This is a genomic window from Rhodococcus cercidiphylli (assembly GCF_033042225.1).
GTDB lineage: Bacteria > Actinomycetota > Actinomycetes > Mycobacteriales > Mycobacteriaceae > Rhodococcoides.
Window position 1 is genome coordinate 330,967 of sequence record NZ_JAWLKE010000001.1, and the last position, 18,905, is coordinate 349,871.

An 18,905-nucleotide genomic window follows, 5' to 3' on the forward strand; every position below is an offset into this window, starting at 1 on the left:
CGGATGACGATGAATTTCGAGGAGATGACGACAGTGGTGGGACCGGATCGGCAGGAGGGCAGCGGTACGCCCGCTGCCTCGTCCGGGGTCGCCGCAGCGAAGTCGACGGGCAAGGCAGGTCGTAATCTTCCTGCCGCGATCGGAGTCGGCGGGTCGTTGGGAATCGGCCTGATTCTCGTCCTGGTCTTCGTGCCGCTGGTGTGGATCGGCGTGGTGGCCGTCGCGTTGGCCGTCGCCACCTACGAGGTGTCCAAGCGCCTGCGCGAGGGTGGGGTCCTCGTGCCCCGCATCCCCCTGATCCTCGGCGGTCAGGCGATGATCTGGCTCGGCTGGCCGTTCGGGGCAGTCGGTGTGCTCAGCGCGGCGGTGGGCACCGTCCTGGTGTGCATGGTGTGGCTGCTCCTGCGGCAGGGATTCGGCACCGCTCCGAAGAACTACCTCGAAGAACTTTCCGTCACCGTCCTCGTCGCATGTTGGTTGCCGCTGTTGGCCTCGTTCACCGTCCTGATGGTGCTGCAGGACAACGGAGCAGGCCGCATCCTGGTGTTCGTCATCGGCGTCGTGTGCTCGGACATCGGCGGCTACATCGCGGGTGTGTTGTTCGGAAAGCACCCGATGGCACCCGCCATCAGCCCGAAGAAGTCCTGGGAGGGGCTCGCCGGTTCGCTCATCTTCTGCATCATCGGATGTCTGCTGACGGTGACGCTCATCCTCGAGGCCAACTCGATGATCGGCATCCTTCTCGGCGTGGTTCTGGTGGTGACCGGCACGTTGGGTGATCTGATCGAGTCGCAGGTCAAGCGTGACCTCCGCATCAAGGACATGGGCACCCTGCTGCCCGGCCACGGCGGCATCATGGACAGGCTCGATTCGCTGTTGCCCTCGGCTTTCGTGGCATGGCTCGTCTTCACCGTTCTCCTCTGAGCAGACTGCTCTCGGGCGTGCGCAGCGAAGTCACCGGGGTGATTCCCAGCCCGAACATCTGGAACTGGCCACACCTGTACGAGGCGGAGAACCGTGCTCAGGACGTCGACGGTGCTCTGTTCGACGCGATCCGTTCGGTTGCGGACTGGACGGCCAAGACGATCGTCGACGTCGGTTGCGGGAGCGGCTTTCATCTTCCGGCTTTCGCGGCCGAGGCCGACCGGGTGATAGGCGTCGAGCCGCACGAACCACTCGCTGCTGCGGCGAGACTGCGAGTCGCGAACCTACCGAATGTCGAGGTGAAGACCGCGCAGGCGGATTCCCTACCGATCGACGACGGCACCGTGGACGTCGTCCATGCGCGCACCGCGTACTTCTTCGGACCGGGCTGCGGGCCGGGAATCGTCGACGCCATGCGCGTGCTCGGGCCGGGAGGGGCGTTGGTTGTCGTGGATCTGGACGCGACCGCGTCGCCGTACGGGGATTGGATGCGGGCCGATCTACCGCATTACGACCCGGCAACAGTCGAGGCGTTCTTCGAGGCACAGGGTTTCGCACTCACCCGCGTCGACACGAGATGGTCGTTTCCGAATCGACGCATGCTGCGCGATGTGCTGGGAATCGAGTTCGGCCCACGCGTTGCACGTGAGGCCGTGAAGTCGGTGGACGGTGTCTCGTTCGACGTGCGGTATCGAGTCCACGTCCGGTACAAACCGACCGGAATCGAGCTGCGTTAGCGAGCCGATGGGCCTTTCGCCGAACGCACCTCGACCCCAGGTGGTTTCAGGAGGCGGCGGAAATCCCGAAGATCTCGGCCAGCTCGTTGATCTTGAGCGCCTTCGCCAGGCGGGGCAGGTCGCTTCCGTCCTTGACGTGTGCTCCGTCGGCACCGAGGGCATCGATGACGTCACGGGCCCACGACACATCCGTCGGTGACGGGGCGAGCTCGCGGTTGACGATGGCAGCCTGCTCCGAGTGCATGCACAACTTGCCCGTCATGCCCATCGACAGGGTCAGAGCCGCGTCGCGTCCGAGGATGCTGTCGTTGGCGGTCAGCGTCGGTCCGTCGATCGGTCCCGGAATGCGCGCTGCGCGTGAGGAGACGACGAGGCGCGAACGGGGGTATGCCATAGCCAGCGGGTCGTCGCTCATACCCGTGTCGCGGCGGAAGTCGCCACTGCCGAAAGCGAGACGGAAGGTCGACTCCGCACGGGCGATCTCCGTCGCGGCTTCGAGGCCCATCGCCGACTCGACCAATGCCAGGATCGGAGTGCCTGGTGCCAGGCGAGCAGCTGTGGCCTCGACCTGACCGCCACTCTCGGTCTTCGCGAGCATGACGCCGACCAGTCCGGGCAGACCGGACAACGCGGCGAGGTCATCGGCCCAATACTGGGTCGTTGCATCGTTGATGCGCACCCACGCAGAGTTTCCTTCGCCGAGCCACTGCACGACGGCCTCGCGCGCGGCCGGCTTCTTGGCCGGAGCGACTGCGTCCTCGATGTCGAGGATGACGGCATCGACTTCCGACGCTACGGCGTCGCCGAAGGTCTCGGGCTTGGTGGCCGGCACCAGCAGCCAGGACCGGGCTCGGTCCGGGGCAACGCCGGATGCCACAGGTGTCTCCATGAAAGTTGTCACGTCATGCTCCTCGAGTGAAGTGGGGCACCCCAAGCCTGATCGATTCAGTGAATCAGCGCCAGCTTCTGTACATAGTGTTCACGAGTGGCGCTACTTCTTCTTGGCCGAACGTCGCACCTGAAGGATTCGAGCGCCGCCCACCATTGCCATCACCAGCGCGCCGGCGATCGCGGCCAGCAACATGCTGATGCCGAGGGGCAGATCGAGCTGCCACGCGAAGATCTGGACCGTGACGGAGTCGAGATTCTGCACGATGAACACCAGCAGGATCACCAGGACCACAGCTCCGACCACCAGGCCGGTCCACAGGGCGGCGGTGCGAGTGTGGGCGATATCGGTCGGAGCGGCAGCCTGTCGCTCGGGAACGAACTCGGGATCGGGAGCGGAATGGCCGTCCGAATCCGGAGTCGTGATCGGAGCGAGGTCGCCCGAGGCGCTGTGCTCGCCGGGGTGCGCTGCGCCCGATTTGTCCAGCGATGTCTCGTGATTGTCGTCAGCTCTGGTGGCCATGTCGATGATCCTTCCGCACGTGAAGGCCGAATGCACGTGCATCCGGCCACGACCTCGGTACCCATCGGATAACGGACGGAAACAGTCGCGAATAGGACTGCGAGGCGATGGGGTGGACAATGGTGGAATGCAGTGTCACCGAAAGATGTGGGGTGGAGTATGAGCGACTCCGTCGAGGCAACGAACACGTCGACCGAGCAGAAGAGGCCCAATCTCCCCTTGGTCTTCACTGCGCCGCGTCGCGGTATGCCGTCGCGCCACCTCGCCGACCTGGACAAAGAGGGTCTGCGGGATGCGGTGAAGGCGCTCGGTCTACCTGCGTTTCGCGCCGATCAGCTGGCCCGGCACTACTACGGGCGTCTCGAGGCCGACACCACCAAGATGACCGATCTGCCGGCCGAGGCCCGCGAAAAGGTCGGTGCCGATCTCTTTCCCACGCTGCTGACGCCGATCAAGCACCTGGCATGTGATGACGGTGACACTCGCAAGACCCTGTGGAAGGCCAACGACGGGACCTTGCTCGAGAGCGTTCTGATGCGGTACCCGGATCGGGCCACTCTGTGCATCTCCAGTCAGGCCGGCTGCGGAATGGCCTGCCCCTTCTGCGCGACCGGCCAAGCAGGTCTGACGAGGAACCTGTCGACGGCCGAGATCGTCGACCAGGTCCGTTCGGCTGCAGCCGACCTGCGCGACGGCGTGGTCCACGGGGGCGAAGGTCGACTGTCGAACGTGGTCTTCATGGGGATGGGCGAGCCCCTGGCGAACTACAAGAGGGTCGTCTCCGCGGTGCGCAAGATCGTCTCGCCCGCACCAGACGGACTCGGTCTCTCGCAGCGCTCGGTGACGGTGTCGACGGTCGGTCTGGCACCGGCAATCCGCAAGCTGGCCGACGAGGGACTGTCGGTGACGTTGGCGGTGTCGCTGCACACGCCCGACGACGAACTCCGCGACACGCTGGTTCCTGTGAACAACCGTTGGTCGGTGGCAGAGGTGTTGTCGGCGGCAAGGTACTACGCAGACCAGACCGGTCGTCGTGTCTCGATCGAGTACGCGATGATCCGAGACGTCAACGACCAGCCGTGGCGAGCAGACATGCTGGGCAAGAAGCTGCACAAGGCACTCGGCTCACGAGTTCACGTGAACCTGATCCCACTCAATCCGACTCCGGGTAGCGAATGGGACGCCAGCCCGAAGCCGGTGGAGAGAGAGTTCGTCCGACGGGTGATTGCGCAGGGCGTCTCGTGCACCGTCCGAGACACCCGCGGTCAGGAGATCGCCGCAGCGTGCGGTCAGCTGGCAGCCGAGAACTGACTCGGTTGCTAGCGGGGCTTACGGCGGACGATGACGTCTCGCACCACGAGCCCGACCAACATCGCGGCGAATCCGACCAACCACAGATCCTCGACCTTGCCGGTGTGGTTGCCGATCATCATGAACAGCAGGAACACGGCGACGACGATGGCGGCCACCCGCATCGCGCGGTTCGATTCACCACTCCACCCCCACTCGGCGGACGGCACGTCCGGCACCTCGTTGCGGGTATCGACGACCGGGTCGTACGAAGCGGATTCCAGTTCGGTATTTGCCACCGGTCGGTCCTCTCGGGTGATGAATTCTCGAAGTCGTCCTTCACGAGGCGTCGAGCCTGCCGCGTTCGGACAATATTGGCATACGACCGCCCGTCGTAGCCATCAGGGTTGTGTGCTCATCCGGCGCGACTGCCGACTTCGGTGAGAGACTGCGGCGGTGACGTCCGAGCGCCTTCCGCATCCACTGACCCAGTTTCCGCTGAGCTACCCCCGAGACATGGTGGGGTACGGCCGCACGCCGCCGCACGCCCAGTGGCCGGGTCAGGCCAACATCGCCGTCCAGTTCGTCCTCAACTACGAGGAGGGTGCGGAGAACAACGTCCTCGACGGTGACACCAAATCCGAGACATTCCTCTCGGAAATGATCGGGGCACAAGCCTTTCCGAATCGGCACATGAGCATGGAGTCGCTGTACGAGTACGGCTCCAGGGCAGGCGTGTGGCGGGTGCTGCGGGCGTTCGAGAAGCGCGACCTACCCCTGACGGTGTTCGCTGTCGCCAAGGCCATGGAACGAAACCCGGAAGTGGTTGCCGCGCTTGCGGAATTGGGCCACGAGATCGCCTGCCACGGTCTGCGGTGGCTGTCCTATCAGCAGATCGACGAGAACGTCGAGCGTGAGCACATGGCCGAGGCCGTGGCCATCCTTCAGAGCCTCACCGGCTCGGCCCCGCTCGGGTGGTACACCGGGCGTGACTCTCCGAACACCCGGTCGCTCGTCGTCGAGCACGGCGGCTTCGTGTACGACTCGGATTCCTACGCCGACGATCTTCCCTACTGGGAGAAGGTGTCTCGTGGCTCCGAGATCGTCGATCACCTGGTGGTGCCGTACACCCTCGACACCAACGACATGCGTTTCGCGTCGCCGGGAGGGTTCTCGACCGGGGACGAGTTCTACGCGCATCTACGGGACGCGTTCGACGTGCTGTACGCCGAGGGGGAGAACGGCAGCCCCAAGATGCTCTCGGTCGGACTGCACTGCAGGCTGGTGGGCAGACCGGCTCGTATCGCCGCCCTCGAGCGTTTTCTCGATCACGTTCAGTCTCACGACAAGGTGTGGGTGGCCAAGCGAATCGACATCGCCGAGCACTGGCGCGCGGTGCACCCACCCTCCTCCTGACTCAGCGCGGCGACCGGCACGCCGACGCCAACGCCGTCAGATAGCGGTCGGTGAACAGGGCCTGGACCCGCTTGCCCACCGGACCGCCGAGCCTGGTGTACCAGCGGCCGGGGTTCGAGAACGCGGTGATGTGCGCGGACACCGTCCCGTCCTCGGGGGAGTAGTCGACGTAGAACAGTTCCTCGCCGGACTCGGGATGACCGTCGAGGGTGCCGTAGGCGAAGCCCTGTCGGTTGGCTTCGTCGATGACGTAGACGACACGGCAGGGGATGCGAACGGGCCCGAGCGTGAGAACGACCACTGCGTCGGGGACGGCGTTGTCGGCGTCGGAATGGACCTTCAGTCCGGTGCCGCGGTGCATGTCCCAGCGCATCAGCGTGTCGGCTGCGGCCACGAAGTCCTCGAGTCCGGATCCGATGACCCGCGACTTCTCGACGTGGTGGTAGCCGGACGGGAGCCTGCCGCTCGTTGCTCCTACGTCGACGTAGTTGAACGATGCCGCGCGATACTTCGAGACGTCCATGCCCTCCAGCGTGCCAGCTACGGCGGCACATAGGGGTTTCTCAGCCTCGGTAGGCAACAATGGACCGGTGCCAGACCATCGTGAGCGAACGACCTCCTCGGATCGTCCCGAGCCGATTCGAGTGTTGCTGCTGGGGAGCACCGGCTCGATCGGAACCCAAGCGCTCGACGTCATCGCCACCGACCCCGACCGTTTCGTCGTCGTCGGTCTTGCTGCGGGCGGTGGAAACATCGACCTACTTCGCCGTCAGATCGCCGAGACCGGTGCTCGACGCGTGGCCGTGGCCGACCCCACCGCTGCCGCCGAGCTCGACTTTCCCGGGGTTCTGAGCGGGCCGCGCGCGGTCACCGAGCTCGTCGAGTCCACGCAGGCGGACGTGGTGCTCAACGCGCTGGTGGGCTCGCTCGGTCTCGAGCCGACGTTGGCGGCGTTGAAGACCGGAGCCCGGCTGGCGTTGGCGAACAAGGAATCTCTGGTGGCCGGCGGGGAACTGGTGCTCGCTGCCGCCGCACCGGGACAGATAGTTCCGGTGGACTCGGAGCACTCGGCGCTGGCGCAGTGCCTGCGCAGTGGCCACCGAAGCGAGGTGGATCGACTGATCCTGACCGCATCGGGCGGCCCGTTCCGTGGGTGGAGCGAGGCGGAACTGAAGTCGGTGACGCCTGCCCAGGCCGCGGCCCATCCGACTTGGTCGATGGGTCCGATGAACACGTTGAACTCGGCAACCTTGGTCAACAAGGGCCTCGAGTTGATCGAAGCGCATCTGCTGTTCGGGGTGCCCTACGAGAAGATCGACGTCACCGTGCATCGGCAATCCATCGTCCATTCGATGGTGACGTTCGTGGACGGATCCACCATTGCCCAGGCCAGCCCGCCGGACATGAAGCTTCCGATCGGGTTGGCGCTCGGGTGGCCCGATCGAGTTCCCGATGTCGCGCGTGCACTCGATTTCACTGCAGCGTTCTCCTGGGACTTCGAGCCACTCGACGATCGAGTGTTCCCCGCCGTGCAGCTGGCCCGCGAGGCCGGAATCATGGGCGGGTGCACGACGGCGGTGTACAACGCGTCCAACGAGATCGCCGCCGAGGCGTTCCTCGCCGGGCGCATCGAGTTCCCGCAGATAGTGCAGACGGTGCGCGCGGTGGTCGATGACGGCAGTGGACAATGGTCGACGGTGCCGACCGACGTGGACGACGTCCTCGCGGCGGATTCCTGGGCTCGCGCACATGCGCGTGAGCTCCTGAAACAGAAGGGCCTGTAGACACACATGCTGTTTGCTCTGGGTGTGGTGCTGTTCGCCGTCGGCATCGGTGTGTCGATCGCGCTGCACGAGGCAGGACACATGTGGACCGCGAAAGCGCTCGGCATGAAAGTTCGCCGTTACTACATCGGGTTCGGCCCCAAGATCTTCTCCTTCCGACGCGGCGAGACCGAGTACGGCCTCAAGGCAATTCCGGCCGGCGGATTCTGCGACATCGCCGGGATGACGGCGATCGACGAGCTCGCGCCCGACGAGGTCGAGCGCGCGATGTATCGCCAGAAGACGTGGAAGCGGATCGTCGTCATGGTCGGCGGCATCGCGATGAATTTCGTACTGGGAATCGTGCTGATCTACGCGCTCGTTCTCGGGTGGGGCACGCCCGATCGGGTCACTCCGACCACGACTGTCCAGGGTGTCGGCTGCGTCGGAACGACGCAGACACCGGACGGTGAGATCGCCGATTGCTCGGGTGACGGTCCGGCCGCCGCGGCAGGGCTGCGTGAGGGCGACATCATCACAGCGGTGGACGGCACCCCCACTGAGGTCTGGTCGGATGCGGTTCTGGCCATTCAGGCCTCCACCGGATCGGTCGAGCTGACAGTGGATCGCAACGGTGCGTCGCAGACCATCACCGTCCCGGTCACACAGGTTCAGCGATACGTCGTCGATCCCGACACCGGAGCGAAGGAATCGACGACGGTCGGGGCGGTCGGTGTCACCGGGGGTCCGCCACCGAACATCACGTACAACCCGATCGAGGCGGTACCCGAGACCTTCGCTTTCACCGGCGACATCTTCGTGCAGACCGGCAAGGCACTCGTGCAACTGCCGACCAAGGTGCAGGCGCTGTGGGAGTCGATCTTCGGCGGTGAGCGTGGCCTCGACACCCCGATGAGCGTCGTCGGTGCCAGTGTCATCGGTGGTCAGGCTGCGGAGACGGAGAACTGGGCGACGTTCATCGGGTTGCTCGCGTCGTTGAATTTCTTCCTCGGGGCATTCAACCTCGTGCCGCTGTTGCCGCTCGACGGTGGCCACATCGCCGTGACCATCTACGAGCGCATTCGCAACATCTTCCGCAACCGCCGTGGCCTACCGGACGGCGCGCCGGTGGACTACATGAAGCTGATGCCGGTCACTTACGTGGTCATCGTCGTTTTCATCGGGTTCTCCTTGTTGACACTCACGGCGGACATCGTCAACCCGATTCAATTGTTCTAAGTAGACTCGTCAGTCGTAGCTAGGAAAGAAGGCCACTGTGTCCGTGTCAGTCGGATTGGGAATGCCGGCACCGCCGGTACCGGTACTCGCGCCGCGTCGAAAGACCAGGCAGCTCCAGGTCGGGTCGGTGGGAGTGGGCAGCGACAGCCCCATCTCGGTGCAGTCGATGACAACCACCAAGACCCACGACATCAACGCCACTCTGCAGCAGATCGCCGAACTGACGGCGTCGGGCTGCGACATCGTGCGTGTGGCATGCCCCACACAGGACGATGCGGATGCGCTGTCGATCATCGCCAAGAAGAGTCAGATTCCGGTGATCGCCGACATCCACTTCCAGCCCAAGTACATCTTCGCCGCGATCGATGCAGGATGCGCCGCTGTGCGCGTCAACCCGGGGAACATCAAGGAATTCGACGGCCGGGTCAAGGAAGTCGCCAAGGCCGCCGGTGACGCGAACATTCCGATCCGCATCGGCGTCAATGCCGGTTCGCTCGATCCTCGCCTGATGAAGAAGTACGGCAAGGCGACACCGGAGGCCCTCGTTGAGTCCGCGCTGTGGGAGGCGGGCCTGTTCGAGGAACACGGATTCGGTGACATCAAGATCTCCGTCAAGCACAACGACCCCGTCATCATGGTCGCCGCGTACGAGCAGCTGGCCGCGCAGTGCGACTACCCGCTGCACCTCGGCGTCACCGAGGCCGGCCCCGCTTTCCAGGGCACCATCAAATCCTCGGTGGCCTTCGGCGCACTGCTGTCTCGTGGAATCGGCGACACCATCCGCGTGTCCCTGTCGGCTCCGCCGGCCGAGGAGATCAAGGTCGGTAACCAGATTCTGCAGTCGCTCAACCTGCGTCCCCGCAAGCTCGAAATCGTCTCCTGCCCGTCGTGCGGACGCGCGCAGGTCGACGTGTACACCCTCGCCGACGAGGTCACCGCAGGCCTGGAGGGCATGGAAATTCCGCTGCGCGTCGCCGTCATGGGATGCGTGGTCAACGGTCCGGGCGAGGCGCGCGACGCCGACCTCGGCGTGGCGTCGGGCAACGGCAAGGGCCAGATCTTCGTCAAGGGCAAGGTCATCAAGACCGTGCCCGAGGCTCAGATCGTGGAGACCTTGATCGAGGAAGCAATGCGCATCGCCGAGGAATTCGAGAAGGATGAGACCGCAGACGGCGGCGCTCCGGTGGTCACGGTCAGCTGAGGATGATCGATCCGGTCGGTGTCCGGTTTGCCGCTCTGCCACCGAGGGAACAGGTTCTCTGGAATGATTCGCTACACGCTCGGTCGGTGTGTATGCGGTAGGTGGGTCAGGAGGTCGGCAGGTGCTCAAGCTCCTCGGTGCGAAGCCTCTCGGTAATCGAGACGTAGCGCACGTCTTACGGGTGCTCGATGCCGACCCGGTTGCCACCTGCATGGTCGCCGCCAGGGTGCAGGAATCCGGACTGGATCCGAGATCGTTTCATGGTGAGATGTGGAGCCGGGGCGGACCGGACGAGTCGTTGTGTTTCTACGGAGCCAACCTCGTCCCTCTGCTCGGATCGAGTGACGATCTACGGTCGTTCGCCGACCGCGCATGTCGCGGTCCACGGCTGTGTTCCTCACTGGTCGGTCGAGCCGAGCTGACACTGCCGCTGTGGGAGATGCTCGAAACCGACTGGGGCCCGGCTCGTGAGGTTCGCGGTGAGCAGCCATTGCTGGCCACGTCGGTTCGATCGTCGGTCACCCCCGATCCACACGTACGTCTCGTTCGCCCAGAGGAACTGGACGTGTATCTGACTGCGGCCGTGGCCATGTTCATCGAGGAAGTCGGCGTCGACCCGAGGCAGAACGACGGCGGCCGCGGATACCGGCGACGGATCTCGAGTCTGATTGCCGCGCAGCGTGCGTGGGCTCGATTCGAGGACGGTCGGGTGGTGTTCAAGGCCGAGATCGGGTCGCAGTCGGCGACGGTGGGGCAGATCCAGGGGGTATGGGTTCACCCCGATCGGCGTGGGCACGGTCTCGGTGCGTCCGGTACCGCAGCGGTGGTGAATTCGGTGGTCCGCCAGGGCCGCACCGCAAGCCTGTACGTCAACAGTTTCAACTACGTCGCCAGGCGGGCGTACGCGAAGATCGGGCTGACCCAGGTGGCGACCTTCACGACCGTGCTCCTCGACTAGATCGGCCGTCGCTCGAACGGGTTGTGCCGAACCGCGATTCGTTGCCGCAGCCGGAGGCAGCGCCCTATTACTATGGGGCGCAATGAGATCACGTGGTGCAACCGAAGTGCGGTATCGGATCGGCGCGGTATCGGTGGTCGCAGCCGTCGTTGCTGCCGCCCTCGCCGGATGTACCCCCAAGCCCGACGGCCCGGAGCCGGCTGCCCAGGCATTTCTCGCCGCGTTCGAGTCCAACGACATCGCCGCCGCGGCCGCGGACACCGACAAGCCCGACGCGGCGGCCACGGCACTGACCGAGGCGTGGACCAATCTTCAGGCCGAGGCTCTGGAAGCGGAGACGACGTCGGTGCAGGTCGACGGCGACACCGCCACAGTCGGCTACAAATACACGTGGCAGCTGCCGAAGGATCGGGTGTGGACGTACGACGGTCAGCTGAACATGGGTCGCAGCGAGGGCGAGTGGGTGGTGCGCTGGACGGCGTCGGACATCCATCCCAAGCTCGGTGACACTCAGACGATGTCCTTGCGATCCACGGCGGCTCCGCGCGCACGAGTCAACGAGCGCTCCGGGACCGATGTGTTGGTGCCCGGGGTGGTGCACCGAATCAAATTCGACGCGGCCGATGCGAACAATGTGGTGGCCTCGGCGACGGCGCTGTCGACGTTGCTGACGCCGTTCGATGCGTCCATCACCGCGCAGTCCATCGTCGAATCCGCCACCTCTGTCGACGGCGACTATCCGGTGGCGTTGCTTCGAGACAGTGACTACCAGCCCATCTCGGCCGCGCTGACCGAGATCCCGGGAGTGACCGCATCCGACGAATCGGATCTGGTGTCCACCGACCCCACGTTCGCGCCGGACCTGGTCGGCCAGGTCAAGAAGGCCGTCATCGACGAGGTCGACGGCAAGGCGGGCTGGAGTGTGGTCACCACGAACCGCAACGGCGTCGACATCGATGTCCTCACCGACACTCCTCCGGAGCCCTCTCCGTCGTTCTCCATCAGTCTCGATCGCAACATTCAGGTCGCGGCGCAGCGTGCGGTGAACGCACGCACCGAGCAGGCGATGACGGTGGTCATCCAGCCGTCCACCGGGGCGATTCTGGCGGTGGCACAGAACCCGGCTGCCGATCGGGACGGACCGGTCGCGTCGGCCGGCCTCTACCCACCCGGATCGACCTTCAAGATCATCACCGCCGGTGCCGCCATCTCGAGCGGACTCGCGTCTCCGGGCAGCACCGTCCCGTGTCCGGGTCGAATCGTGATCGGTGAGCGCAGTGTGCCCAACTACAACGAGTTCGCATTGGGTGACGTGACGATGAGTACTGCGTTCACCCGCTCGTGCAACACCTCGTTCGCCAAGCTGGCCAGCGAGATGGCACCGGATGCATTGACCGTGGCGGCATCTCAGTTCGGCGTCGGGCCGGACTACGACGTCGTCGGGCTGCCGACCGATTCCGGTTCGGTGCCCCCGGCCGAGGAGCTCGTCCAGCGCACCGAGGACGGCTTCGGTCAGGGCCGAGTGGTCGTGTCGACGTTCGGTATGGCCCTGGCCGCCGCGACGGTGGCCCATGGCTCGACGCCGGTGCCGAACCTCCTGGTCGGACGCGACACCGTGATCACGGGAGAGCATCCGCAGATCGAGCCTGCGATGGTCGACGGGCTGCGCGGGATGATGCGTTCGGTGGTGACCAGCGGTACGGCCGAGCGCATCGCAGACCAGGGCGAGGTGTACGGCAAGACCGGCGAAGCAGAGGTCGACGGCGGCTCGCACTCGTGGTTCGTCGGCTACCGCGGAGACATCGCCTTCGCCACCCTCGTGGTGCGGGGCGGCAGCTCGGACAATGCGGTCGCGGTGACCCGAGAGATGTTCGAGCAACTGCCGCCCGGGTACTGACCGCTCGGCGGTGTGCCCGGTTCAGGAGGGCAGCACTCCGAGTCGACGGCAGGCCACCACGGCTTCGTATCGAGTGTGCGATTCGGTTTTGCGCATCACGCTGCGCAGGTACGACTTGACGGTCTCGGCACCGATCGACAAACGCGCGGCGACCTCGATGTTGGTGCAGCCCAGAGCAACTTGCGAGATCACGTCGATCTCTCGTGGTGTCAGCGACTGCGACACGTCCTGGGTCCGTGGGTCGTGGGGCATCTCCTGGCCGAACGACGCGGCCACGCGGGCTGCGACCGCGTCGAGTCTGCGCCGGATGGCCACGTCACCGACAGATCGGGCGAGATCGGACAGTTCCTCGTGGACGCTGCGCAGTTCGGCCGTGCGGGAGAGATCCGAGTCGAGCATCGAGCGGGTGGTCGCCAGCAGACGGATCCGGCGGTCGACCTCGTCACGCACGGAGATCTCCTGGCCGAGACGCCTGGCGGCGGTCGTCATGATGTCGCCGACGCGATCTCCGAGGGGGCCGCGTTCCCGTAGGGCCGCGTACATCACTATTCGCGCCACACCGGCAACGACCACCGGCACCGCCAGTATGGATTTGAGGCCCTCGCCGAGTACCGGTCGGTCGAAGTGATGGGTGATCGACATCGACGCGCCGTAATCGCTCACGGCCGCGGGCCTGCGCTGTTCCATGACTCGCCCGCCGAGGCCGGATCTCGGTGGGATGGCGAGTCCGTCCAGGCCTCGGGTTCTGGTTCCATGGAATTCACTCAGGTACAGGGTCTCCGAGGAGACCTCGCCGCCGAACACGACGGGCACGTCGGACGTCGCTGCCACCTGGCGCAGTTCGGCGCGCAGGGCATCGCCGTCACGGGGCCGCAACAGATTCGAATGGACCACGGAGATTCCTTTCCCGTGTCGGATGCACGAGCGACGAACGTGATCCAGATCATATCCACAACGGCAAGCGCTGTTTCGACTGGCACGGGCCACTGCGCTGCGGTTCGGGGCCGAATACGAGCCGACTACTCTGGACGCCATGTCTGTGACCGCCGAGAGCAAGCCCCGTCAGCCACTCGTACCAGGCGTCGTATCGCCCGTCCTTGCGGTGCCCAAGTCCATCGAGCGCCCCGAATACGCCTGGAAGTCGACCGTGGCCGAAGGCAGTGAGCCCTGGGTCCAGACCCCCGAGGTCATCGAGAAGATGCGAGTGGCGTCGAAGATCGCGGCCAGGGCACTACAGGAAGCGGGCCGGGCGGTGGCACCGGGAATCACCACCGACGAGCTGGACCGGATTGCCCACGAGTACATGATCGATCACGGTGCGTACCCGTCCACGTTGGGCTACAGAGGGTTTCCGAAGTCCTGCTGCACCTCCCTGAACGAGGTCATCTGCCACGGCATCCCGGATTCCACCGTGATTCAGGACGGCGACATCGTCAACATCGACGTCACCGCGTACATCGACGGCGTCCACGGCGACACCAACGCGACATTCCTGGCCGGCAACGTCTCCGAGGAAGCGCGCCTGCTGGTCGAACGTACGCACGAGGCCACCATGCGTGCCATCAAGGCGGTCAAGCCGGGGCGCGCGCTCAACGTGATCGGCCGCGTCATCGAGTCGTATGCGCACCGATTCGGCTACGGCGTGGTGGAGGATTTCACCGGTCACGGCATCGGTACCACTTTCCACAACGGTCTGGTCGTTCTGCATTACGACCAGCCGTCGGTGGACACCGTCATCGAGCCGGGTATGACGTTCACGATCGAACCGATGATCAACCTGGGCACGATCAACGCCGAGATGTGGGACGACGGTTGGACGGTGGTCACGCACGACAAGAAGTGGACCGCGCAGTTCGAGCACACCCTTGTGGTCACCGAGACTGGCAGCGAGATTCTGACCCTCCCGTGAATCCGAAAGGTGCTCTGCTGGTTGCGGGGACGACGTCGGATGCGGGCAAGAGTGTGTTGGTTGCCGGGCTGTGTCGGATGTTGGCGAGACGGGGCGTGCGGGTTGCTCCGTTCAAGGCGCAGAACATGTCCAACAATTCGGTGGTCACGCTCGACGGCGGTGAGATCGGTCGAGCGCAGGCGATGCAGGCGTCGGCCTGTGGTCTCGAGCCGAGTGTCCGCTTCAATCCGGTGTTGCTGAAACCGGGGAGTGACCGGACCTCGCAGTTGGTGGTGCGCGGGCGGGCCGTTGCGCAGGTGAGTGCGAGCAACTACATCCAGCATCGGCAGTCGTTGCGCGCCGTGGTGGCAGACGAATTGGCCTCTCTGCGTGAGGAATTCGATGTGGTGATCTGCGAGGGGGCCGGCTCGCCCGCCGAGATCAATCTGCGCGCCACGGACTTGGCCAACATGGGGTTGGCGACGGCGGCGTCTCTTCCGGTGATCGTGGTGGGGGATATCGATCGAGGGGGAGTGCTGGCTCATCTGTTCGGCACCGTTGCGGTGCTGTCTCCGGAGGATCAGGCGCTCGTCGCCGGGTTCGTGATCAACAAGTTCCGCGGTGATCCTGCTCTGCTGGCACCCGGTCTCGATCAGTTGCGCGCGTTGACAGGACGTCCGACGTACGGTGTCGTTCCGTTCGCCGACGGATTGTGGATGGACGCCGAGGATTCACTCGGAACCGTTCCCGATGCTCCGGTGGGGCGGCCGCGTGCACCGCACGGCTCGCAGTGGTTGCGCGTCGCGGCCGTGCGTTTGCCGAGAATCTCCAACACCACCGATGTCGAGGCGTTGGCCTGCGAGCCCGGGGTGTCGGTCCACTGGGTCACCGAGCCGTCCCGGCTACAGGATGTGGATCTGGTGGTCGTTCCGGGCAGTAAGTCCACCGTGTCGGACCTGGAATGGTTGCGACGCACCGGTCTTGCCGATGCGATCGCGGCACGCGGGGCTGCGGGCCTTCCGGTTCTGGGGATCTGCGGTGGCTATCAGATGTTGGGCCGAACGATCGACGACACCGTTGAATCCGGAGAGGGGGCAGTCCGGGGTCTCGGTCTGCTCGATCTCGACATCGAGTTCGCTACCGACAAGGTACTCGCGCAGGTGGCGGGCCGGTCGATGCAGTTCGGCCGGAATTCCGTGTCGGGCTACGAGATTCACCACGGCCGGGTCGCACGAAACGGCGACGACGCCTTGTCGACCACCGCGTCGGGTATCGCCGAAGGCAGCCTACGCGGCAGCGTTCTGGGTACCCACTGGCACGGATTGCTCGAGTCCGACGATTTCCGTCGTTCGTTGCTCACATGGGTGGCGGAAAAATCGGGTCGCACGGGATTCGAGGTGGCACCCGACACGTCGGTCGCGGCACTGCGGGAGCAGCAGTTGAATCTGTTGGCCGATCTGGTGGAAGACAACCTCGACGTCGACGCCGTACTCGACCTCATCGAGCACGGCGTCGATCCGGGCCTCGACACCATTGTCACGCAGTTGCTTTGAGCAGGCCGAACCAGCTGGCCGCAGACAGTATCGCCGTGATGGTCAACGGAATGACGACCAGTAGCAGAATTCGCGGTGTATCGGTGAAGAAGTCGCCGACGTCGGGCCACCAGTTCTGCCAGGTCACGAGTACAGATCCGCCGCCGAAGACTACGAGCGCTCCGAGTCCGAGGGTGAACAATCCGTTGGTGCGGAACCGTCGATACACGACGCCGATGAATGCACCGATGCCGCCGAGGAGCAGCATGACGGTAACGAGTGCGGCCCACTGCACCAACGGATTGTCGGTCGCGTACCGAGCGATGCCGAACATTCGCAGTTTCAGGCCGAATCCATCCGTGGCTGCTTCGATCAAGGACAGCACATAGATGATCGTGCCGAATGCAATCGACTGGCACACACCTACCAACGCTGTGGCGGTGAGGAATTCGCGGCGGGTGACGCTCAGACCCAGGGCATAGGGAAAGCACTGAGTGATCGCGGTGATGTAGAACGCCATGGCGAATCCATAGATCGAGAAGACGCTACCGGTGAAGTTGTATTCGGAGTCTGTGGTCGGGATGACCAGAAATATGCCGAAGGTGATCACGAAGGCGATCGCGAGAACCGCCATCGGCCACACGAATGTCGTTGCCCACGAAGTGTTGTGGATGCGAGCTACGTTCAGTATCCGTTTCATGTCAACGCCTCCTCGGCGGTGGTGCGTTCGATGATCAACTGTTGCAGTGGAACAGCTTCGATGGTGAGCCCTGCGGCTCGGCCGTCGGATCTCTGCTGTGCAGTCAGTCGGGCGTCGATCGTCGTTCGTACGCTCGGTCCAAGAGCGGAGCGGCGCAGGGTCCGGTGAGCAGCGGCGAACTCGTCGACAGCCGGCGCAGGACCGGTGATCTCGAATGCACTCTCGCGCAGAGCATCCGACTCGTCGTCGAGCACGATCCTGCCCTTGTCGATGAGGATCACGTGTTCGATGAGATCGCTGACCTCATCGATGAGGTGAGTGGACAGAACGACGGTCCTGGGGTGCTCGGCGTAGTCGGCCAGCAATCTGTCGTAGAACAGGTGTCGCGAGACCGCGTCCAGTCCCAAGTAGGGCTCGTCGAAAAAGGTCAGTGGTGCACGTGACGCGAGTCCGATGACGATTCCGAGAGCCGACGTCATTCCTCGCGAGAGCTTCTTGATCTTGCGGCCGAGGGGCAGGTCGAAGTCGTGCAGCAACTCGGCGGCGAAGTCGCCGTCCCAGTGTGGAAGGACATGTGACGCGTGCGAGACGGCGTGCTTGACCTTGAGATCATCGGGATACTTCTGGCTTTCCTTGACGAAGCACACGTGACCGAGCGCGTGAGGGTTCTCCCAAGGACGTTGTCCGAACACCGAGATGTCCCCGGCGCTCTGGCGCATTTGAGCCGTCATCATCTGCATGACGGTGGTCTTACCCGCGCCGTTGCGGCCGAGGAAGCCGTAGATCTTGTTGCGTTCGATCTCGAAACTCACATCGTCGACCGCGGTGAACGAGCCGAAGTTCTTGGTCAGGTGCGTGGCCGACGCAACGATGCTGCTGGGTTCGTCGAACGAGTCGAGGGTGTGGACGCTCATCGTGCTGCCTCCCAGTTGTCGAGCATGGTCTTGAGTTCGTCGACGGTCATGCCGAGCTTGCGAGCCTCGGTGACGAGCGGATCGATGTACTGGCGAGCGAAGAGGTCTCGGCGACGGAATCGAAGAGCGTCCCGAGCGCCTGTGGTCACGAACATTCCGATTCCTCGTTTCTTGTAGACGACACCGTCGGCGACGAGCTTGGCGAGTCCCTTTCCTGCGGTGGCCGGGTTGATTCGATGGAATGCGGCCAGTTCGTTGGTCGAGGGGACCTGCTCTTCCTCTGCCAGGGAGCCGTCGATGATGGAGTTCTCGATCATCTCGGCAATCTGCAGGAAGATCGGCCTGCCCTCGTCCATCAGAACCGCCGCCGGTGCGTCGAGGTTGCTTGCCTCAGTGGTTCATTACTCATGTAACTAACCATAGAACCGACGCGTGGTCGGCGCAAGAGGCAGTACCGTCGTCCCCATGGAGTTCACGCATGTGAGTGCTGCGGGTGGGCAATGTTCGGTGCGAGTCGCAGGCCCGGACAGCAGGCACGCCGTTCTCTTGCTTCCCGATGCAGGCGATCCGGTGGATGTCTACGACGCCGTCAGTGAACGGTTGCACAATTCGGATCTGAAAACTGTTGCGCTGGAAAGCATCGACGGCGTCAGCGACGAGGCGATCCTGACGGTTCTCGACGAGCTGAAGCTGTCGTGGGTGCACCTCGTCGGCAGCGGAGCGGGTGCGGAGTCGGCATGGACGTTGGCCGCCAAGACCTTCGGACGCTTCGCCAGTCTGATCGCGGTGAACCGGTGCCACCCCGCGATCGCCGACGAGCAGGGGACCGTGCGCGGCGCGGATTGCCCCCCGGTCGAGCTGCCGACGACATTGGTCGTCGGGTCCTCTCTGGGCCGCGCATCCGCCGACGCGAGCGGACGGTTCGTCTACGCGGACTTCCGCGTGGTCCAACTCGACGGCAGCGCGAATGTCGTCGCCGACGAGCCGGCTGCGCTGGCCACCGAGATCGTGCTCCGCACCAGCCCCTGGTAACCG

General features: G+C 64.6%; 20 protein-coding genes. 12 read left to right on the forward strand and 8 right to left on the reverse strand.

Annotation, left to right across the window (positions count from 1 at the left end; genetic code table 11):
• Positions 1-3 precede the first annotated feature (3 nt).
• Positions 4-924, forward strand: a complete 921-nt coding sequence (locus R3P95_RS01595; protein ID WP_394855369.1) for a phosphatidate cytidylyltransferase — start codon at positions 4-6, stop codon at positions 922-924.
• A gap of 38 nt (positions 925-962) precedes the next feature.
• Positions 963-1,661 carry a class I SAM-dependent methyltransferase gene (locus R3P95_RS01600; RefSeq protein WP_317547320.1) on the forward strand — a complete coding sequence of 233 codons (699 nt, stop codon included), beginning with the start codon at positions 963-965 and terminating at the stop codon, positions 1,659-1,661.
• A gap of 46 nt (positions 1,662-1,707) precedes the next feature.
• On the opposite strand, the gene R3P95_RS01605 is transcribed toward R3P95_RS01600, so the two are convergent.
• Positions 1,708-2,550, reverse strand: a complete 843-nt coding sequence (locus R3P95_RS01605) for an HpcH/HpaI aldolase/citrate lyase family protein (RefSeq protein WP_394855379.1) — start codon at positions 2,548-2,550, stop codon at positions 1,708-1,710.
• Positions 2,551-2,652: 102 nt separating this feature from the next.
• Positions 2,653-3,072: a LapA family protein gene (locus R3P95_RS01610; protein WP_094642422.1), complete on the reverse strand. Its 420-nt coding sequence runs from the start codon at positions 3,070-3,072 to the stop codon at positions 2,653-2,655.
• 159 nt (positions 3,073-3,231) lie between these two features.
• Between R3P95_RS01610 and rlmN the strand changes: the two genes are divergently transcribed.
• Complete coding sequence (gene rlmN / locus R3P95_RS01615) at positions 3,232-4,383, forward strand: 23S rRNA (adenine(2503)-C(2))-methyltransferase RlmN (protein WP_094642194.1); 1,152 nt, start codon at positions 3,232-3,234, stop codon at positions 4,381-4,383.
• Positions 4,384-4,391: 8 nt separating this feature from the next.
• Here the strand turns inward: rlmN and R3P95_RS01620 are convergent, their stop codons facing one another.
• On the reverse strand, positions 4,392-4,661 hold the full coding sequence (locus tag R3P95_RS01620; protein ID WP_149405992.1) for a DUF2631 domain-containing protein: 270 nt from the start codon (positions 4,659-4,661) through the stop codon (positions 4,392-4,394).
• Between the two features lie 217 nt (positions 4,662-4,878).
• On the opposite strand from R3P95_RS01620, the gene puuE reads away from it, so the two are divergent.
• A complete protein-coding gene (puuE, locus tag R3P95_RS01625) occupies positions 4,879-5,778 on the forward strand; it encodes an allantoinase PuuE (protein WP_317547321.1) in 900 nt (299 codons plus the stop codon).
• A gap of 1 nt (position 5,779) precedes the next feature.
• Here puuE and R3P95_RS01630 read toward each other — a convergent pair whose 3' ends face one another.
• Positions 5,780-6,301 (reverse strand): DUF1990 family protein, encoded by a 522-nt coding sequence (locus R3P95_RS01630; RefSeq protein ID WP_068050280.1) that lies wholly within the window; start codon positions 6,299-6,301, stop codon positions 5,780-5,782.
• Between R3P95_RS01630 and dxr the strand changes: the two genes are divergently transcribed.
• The 5 genes from dxr (at position 6,300) to R3P95_RS01655 (ending at position 12,836) form a co-directional block, all read left to right on the forward strand.
• A complete protein-coding gene (gene dxr / locus R3P95_RS01635; protein WP_317547187.1) occupies positions 6,300-7,562 on the forward strand; it encodes a 1-deoxy-D-xylulose-5-phosphate reductoisomerase in 1,263 nt (420 codons plus the stop codon). The genes R3P95_RS01630 and dxr overlap by 2 nt on opposite strands.
• 6 nt (positions 7,563-7,568) lie before the next feature.
• Positions 7,569-8,780 carry a M50 family metallopeptidase gene (locus R3P95_RS01640; RefSeq protein WP_317547188.1) on the forward strand — a complete coding sequence of 404 codons (1,212 nt, stop codon included), beginning with the start codon at positions 7,569-7,571 and terminating at the stop codon, positions 8,778-8,780.
• A gap of 61 nt (positions 8,781-8,841) precedes the next feature.
• Positions 8,842-9,981 carry a flavodoxin-dependent (E)-4-hydroxy-3-methylbut-2-enyl-diphosphate synthase gene (gene ispG, locus R3P95_RS01645; RefSeq protein ID WP_269593732.1) on the forward strand — a complete coding sequence of 380 codons (1,140 nt, stop codon included), beginning with the start codon at positions 8,842-8,844 and terminating at the stop codon, positions 9,979-9,981.
• Between the two features lie 121 nt (positions 9,982-10,102).
• A complete protein-coding gene (locus tag R3P95_RS01650) occupies positions 10,103-10,939 on the forward strand; it encodes a GNAT family N-acetyltransferase (RefSeq protein ID WP_068050264.1) in 837 nt (278 codons plus the stop codon).
• Between the two features lie 82 nt (positions 10,940-11,021).
• A complete protein-coding gene (locus R3P95_RS01655; protein ID WP_188078638.1) occupies positions 11,022-12,836 on the forward strand; it encodes a penicillin-binding transpeptidase domain-containing protein in 1,815 nt (604 codons plus the stop codon).
• 21 nt (positions 12,837-12,857) lie between these two features.
• Here R3P95_RS01655 and R3P95_RS01660 read toward each other — a convergent pair whose 3' ends face one another.
• Positions 12,858-13,730 carry a helix-turn-helix transcriptional regulator gene (locus tag R3P95_RS01660; protein ID WP_262498351.1) on the reverse strand — a complete coding sequence of 291 codons (873 nt, stop codon included), beginning with the start codon at positions 13,728-13,730 and terminating at the stop codon, positions 12,858-12,860.
• A 139-nt stretch (positions 13,731-13,869) separates the two neighbouring features.
• Here R3P95_RS01660 and map point away from each other — a divergent pair, with 139 nt between their 5' ends.
• Together map and R3P95_RS01670 are read left to right on the forward strand one after the other, a co-directional pair.
• Positions 13,870-14,745: a type I methionyl aminopeptidase gene (gene map / locus R3P95_RS01665; RefSeq protein ID WP_149405988.1), complete on the forward strand. Its 876-nt coding sequence runs from the start codon at positions 13,870-13,872 to the stop codon at positions 14,743-14,745.
• Positions 14,742-16,277 carry a cobyric acid synthase gene (locus tag R3P95_RS01670; protein ID WP_317547189.1) on the forward strand — a complete coding sequence of 512 codons (1,536 nt, stop codon included), beginning with the start codon at positions 14,742-14,744 and terminating at the stop codon, positions 16,275-16,277. The genes map and R3P95_RS01670 overlap by 4 nt, the downstream gene beginning before the upstream one ends.
• Here R3P95_RS01670 and R3P95_RS01675 read toward each other — a convergent pair.
• From R3P95_RS01675 to R3P95_RS01685, 3 genes are read right to left on the reverse strand one after another with little or no spacing between them, the layout of a single operon-like run.
• Positions 16,261-16,956 (reverse strand): ABC transporter permease, encoded by a 696-nt coding sequence (locus R3P95_RS01675; protein WP_269593631.1) that lies wholly within the window; start codon positions 16,954-16,956, stop codon positions 16,261-16,263. The genes R3P95_RS01670 and R3P95_RS01675 overlap by 17 nt on opposite strands.
• Positions 16,953-17,870, reverse strand: coding sequence for an ABC transporter ATP-binding protein (locus R3P95_RS01680; protein ID WP_317547190.1), 918 nt, complete (start codon positions 17,868-17,870; stop codon positions 16,953-16,955). Before R3P95_RS01680 ends, R3P95_RS01675 begins: the two co-directional genes overlap by 4 nt.
• Positions 17,867-18,229 carry a GntR family transcriptional regulator gene (locus tag R3P95_RS01685; protein ID WP_176460506.1) on the reverse strand — a complete coding sequence of 121 codons (363 nt, stop codon included), beginning with the start codon at positions 18,227-18,229 and terminating at the stop codon, positions 17,867-17,869. Before R3P95_RS01685 ends, R3P95_RS01680 begins: the two co-directional genes overlap by 4 nt.
• A gap of 106 nt (positions 18,230-18,335) precedes the next feature.
• On the opposite strand from R3P95_RS01685, the gene R3P95_RS01690 reads away from it, so the two are divergent.
• Complete coding sequence (locus R3P95_RS01690) at positions 18,336-18,902, forward strand: alpha/beta hydrolase (RefSeq protein ID WP_317547191.1); 567 nt, start codon at positions 18,336-18,338, stop codon at positions 18,900-18,902.
• The last annotated feature ends 3 nt before the right edge of the window (positions 18,903-18,905 follow it).

Bases quoted from the DNA above. Each gene is read 5' to 3' on its own strand.
- R3P95_RS01630 (WP_068050280.1), bottom strand. From the start codon at position 6,301: ATGGACGTCTCGAAGTATCGCGCGGCATCGTTCAACTACGTCGACGTA.
- ispG (WP_269593732.1), top strand. From the start codon at position 8,842: ATGCCGGCACCGCCGGTACCGGTACTCGCGCCGCGTCGAAAGACCAGG.
- dxr (WP_317547187.1), top strand. From the start codon at position 6,300: ATGCCCTCCAGCGTGCCAGCTACGGCGGCACATAGGGGTTTCTCAGCC.
- map (WP_149405988.1), top strand. From the start codon at position 13,870: ATGTCTGTGACCGCCGAGAGCAAGCCCCGTCAGCCACTCGTACCAGGC.
- R3P95_RS01690 (WP_317547191.1), top strand. From the start codon at position 18,336: ATGGAGTTCACGCATGTGAGTGCTGCGGGTGGGCAATGTTCGGTGCGA.
- R3P95_RS01675 (WP_269593631.1), bottom strand. From the start codon at position 16,956: ATGAAACGGATACTGAACGTAGCTCGCATCCACAACACTTCGTGGGCA.
- puuE (WP_317547321.1), top strand. From the start codon at position 4,879: ATGGTGGGGTACGGCCGCACGCCGCCGCACGCCCAGTGGCCGGGTCAG.
- R3P95_RS01640 (WP_317547188.1), top strand. From the start codon at position 7,569: ATGCTGTTTGCTCTGGGTGTGGTGCTGTTCGCCGTCGGCATCGGTGTG.
- R3P95_RS01610 (WP_094642422.1), bottom strand. From the start codon at position 3,072: ATGGCCACCAGAGCTGACGACAATCACGAGACATCGCTGGACAAATCG.
- R3P95_RS01680 (WP_317547190.1), bottom strand. From the start codon at position 17,870: ATGAGCGTCCACACCCTCGACTCGTTCGACGAACCCAGCAGCATCGTT.
- R3P95_RS01655 (WP_188078638.1), top strand. From the start codon at position 11,022: ATGAGATCACGTGGTGCAACCGAAGTGCGGTATCGGATCGGCGCGGTA.
- R3P95_RS01595 (WP_394855369.1), top strand. From the start codon at position 4: ATGACGATGAATTTCGAGGAGATGACGACAGTGGTGGGACCGGATCGG.
- rlmN (WP_094642194.1), top strand. From the start codon at position 3,232: ATGAGCGACTCCGTCGAGGCAACGAACACGTCGACCGAGCAGAAGAGG.
- R3P95_RS01605 (WP_394855379.1), bottom strand. From the start codon at position 2,550: ATGGAGACACCTGTGGCATCCGGCGTTGCCCCGGACCGAGCCCGGTCC.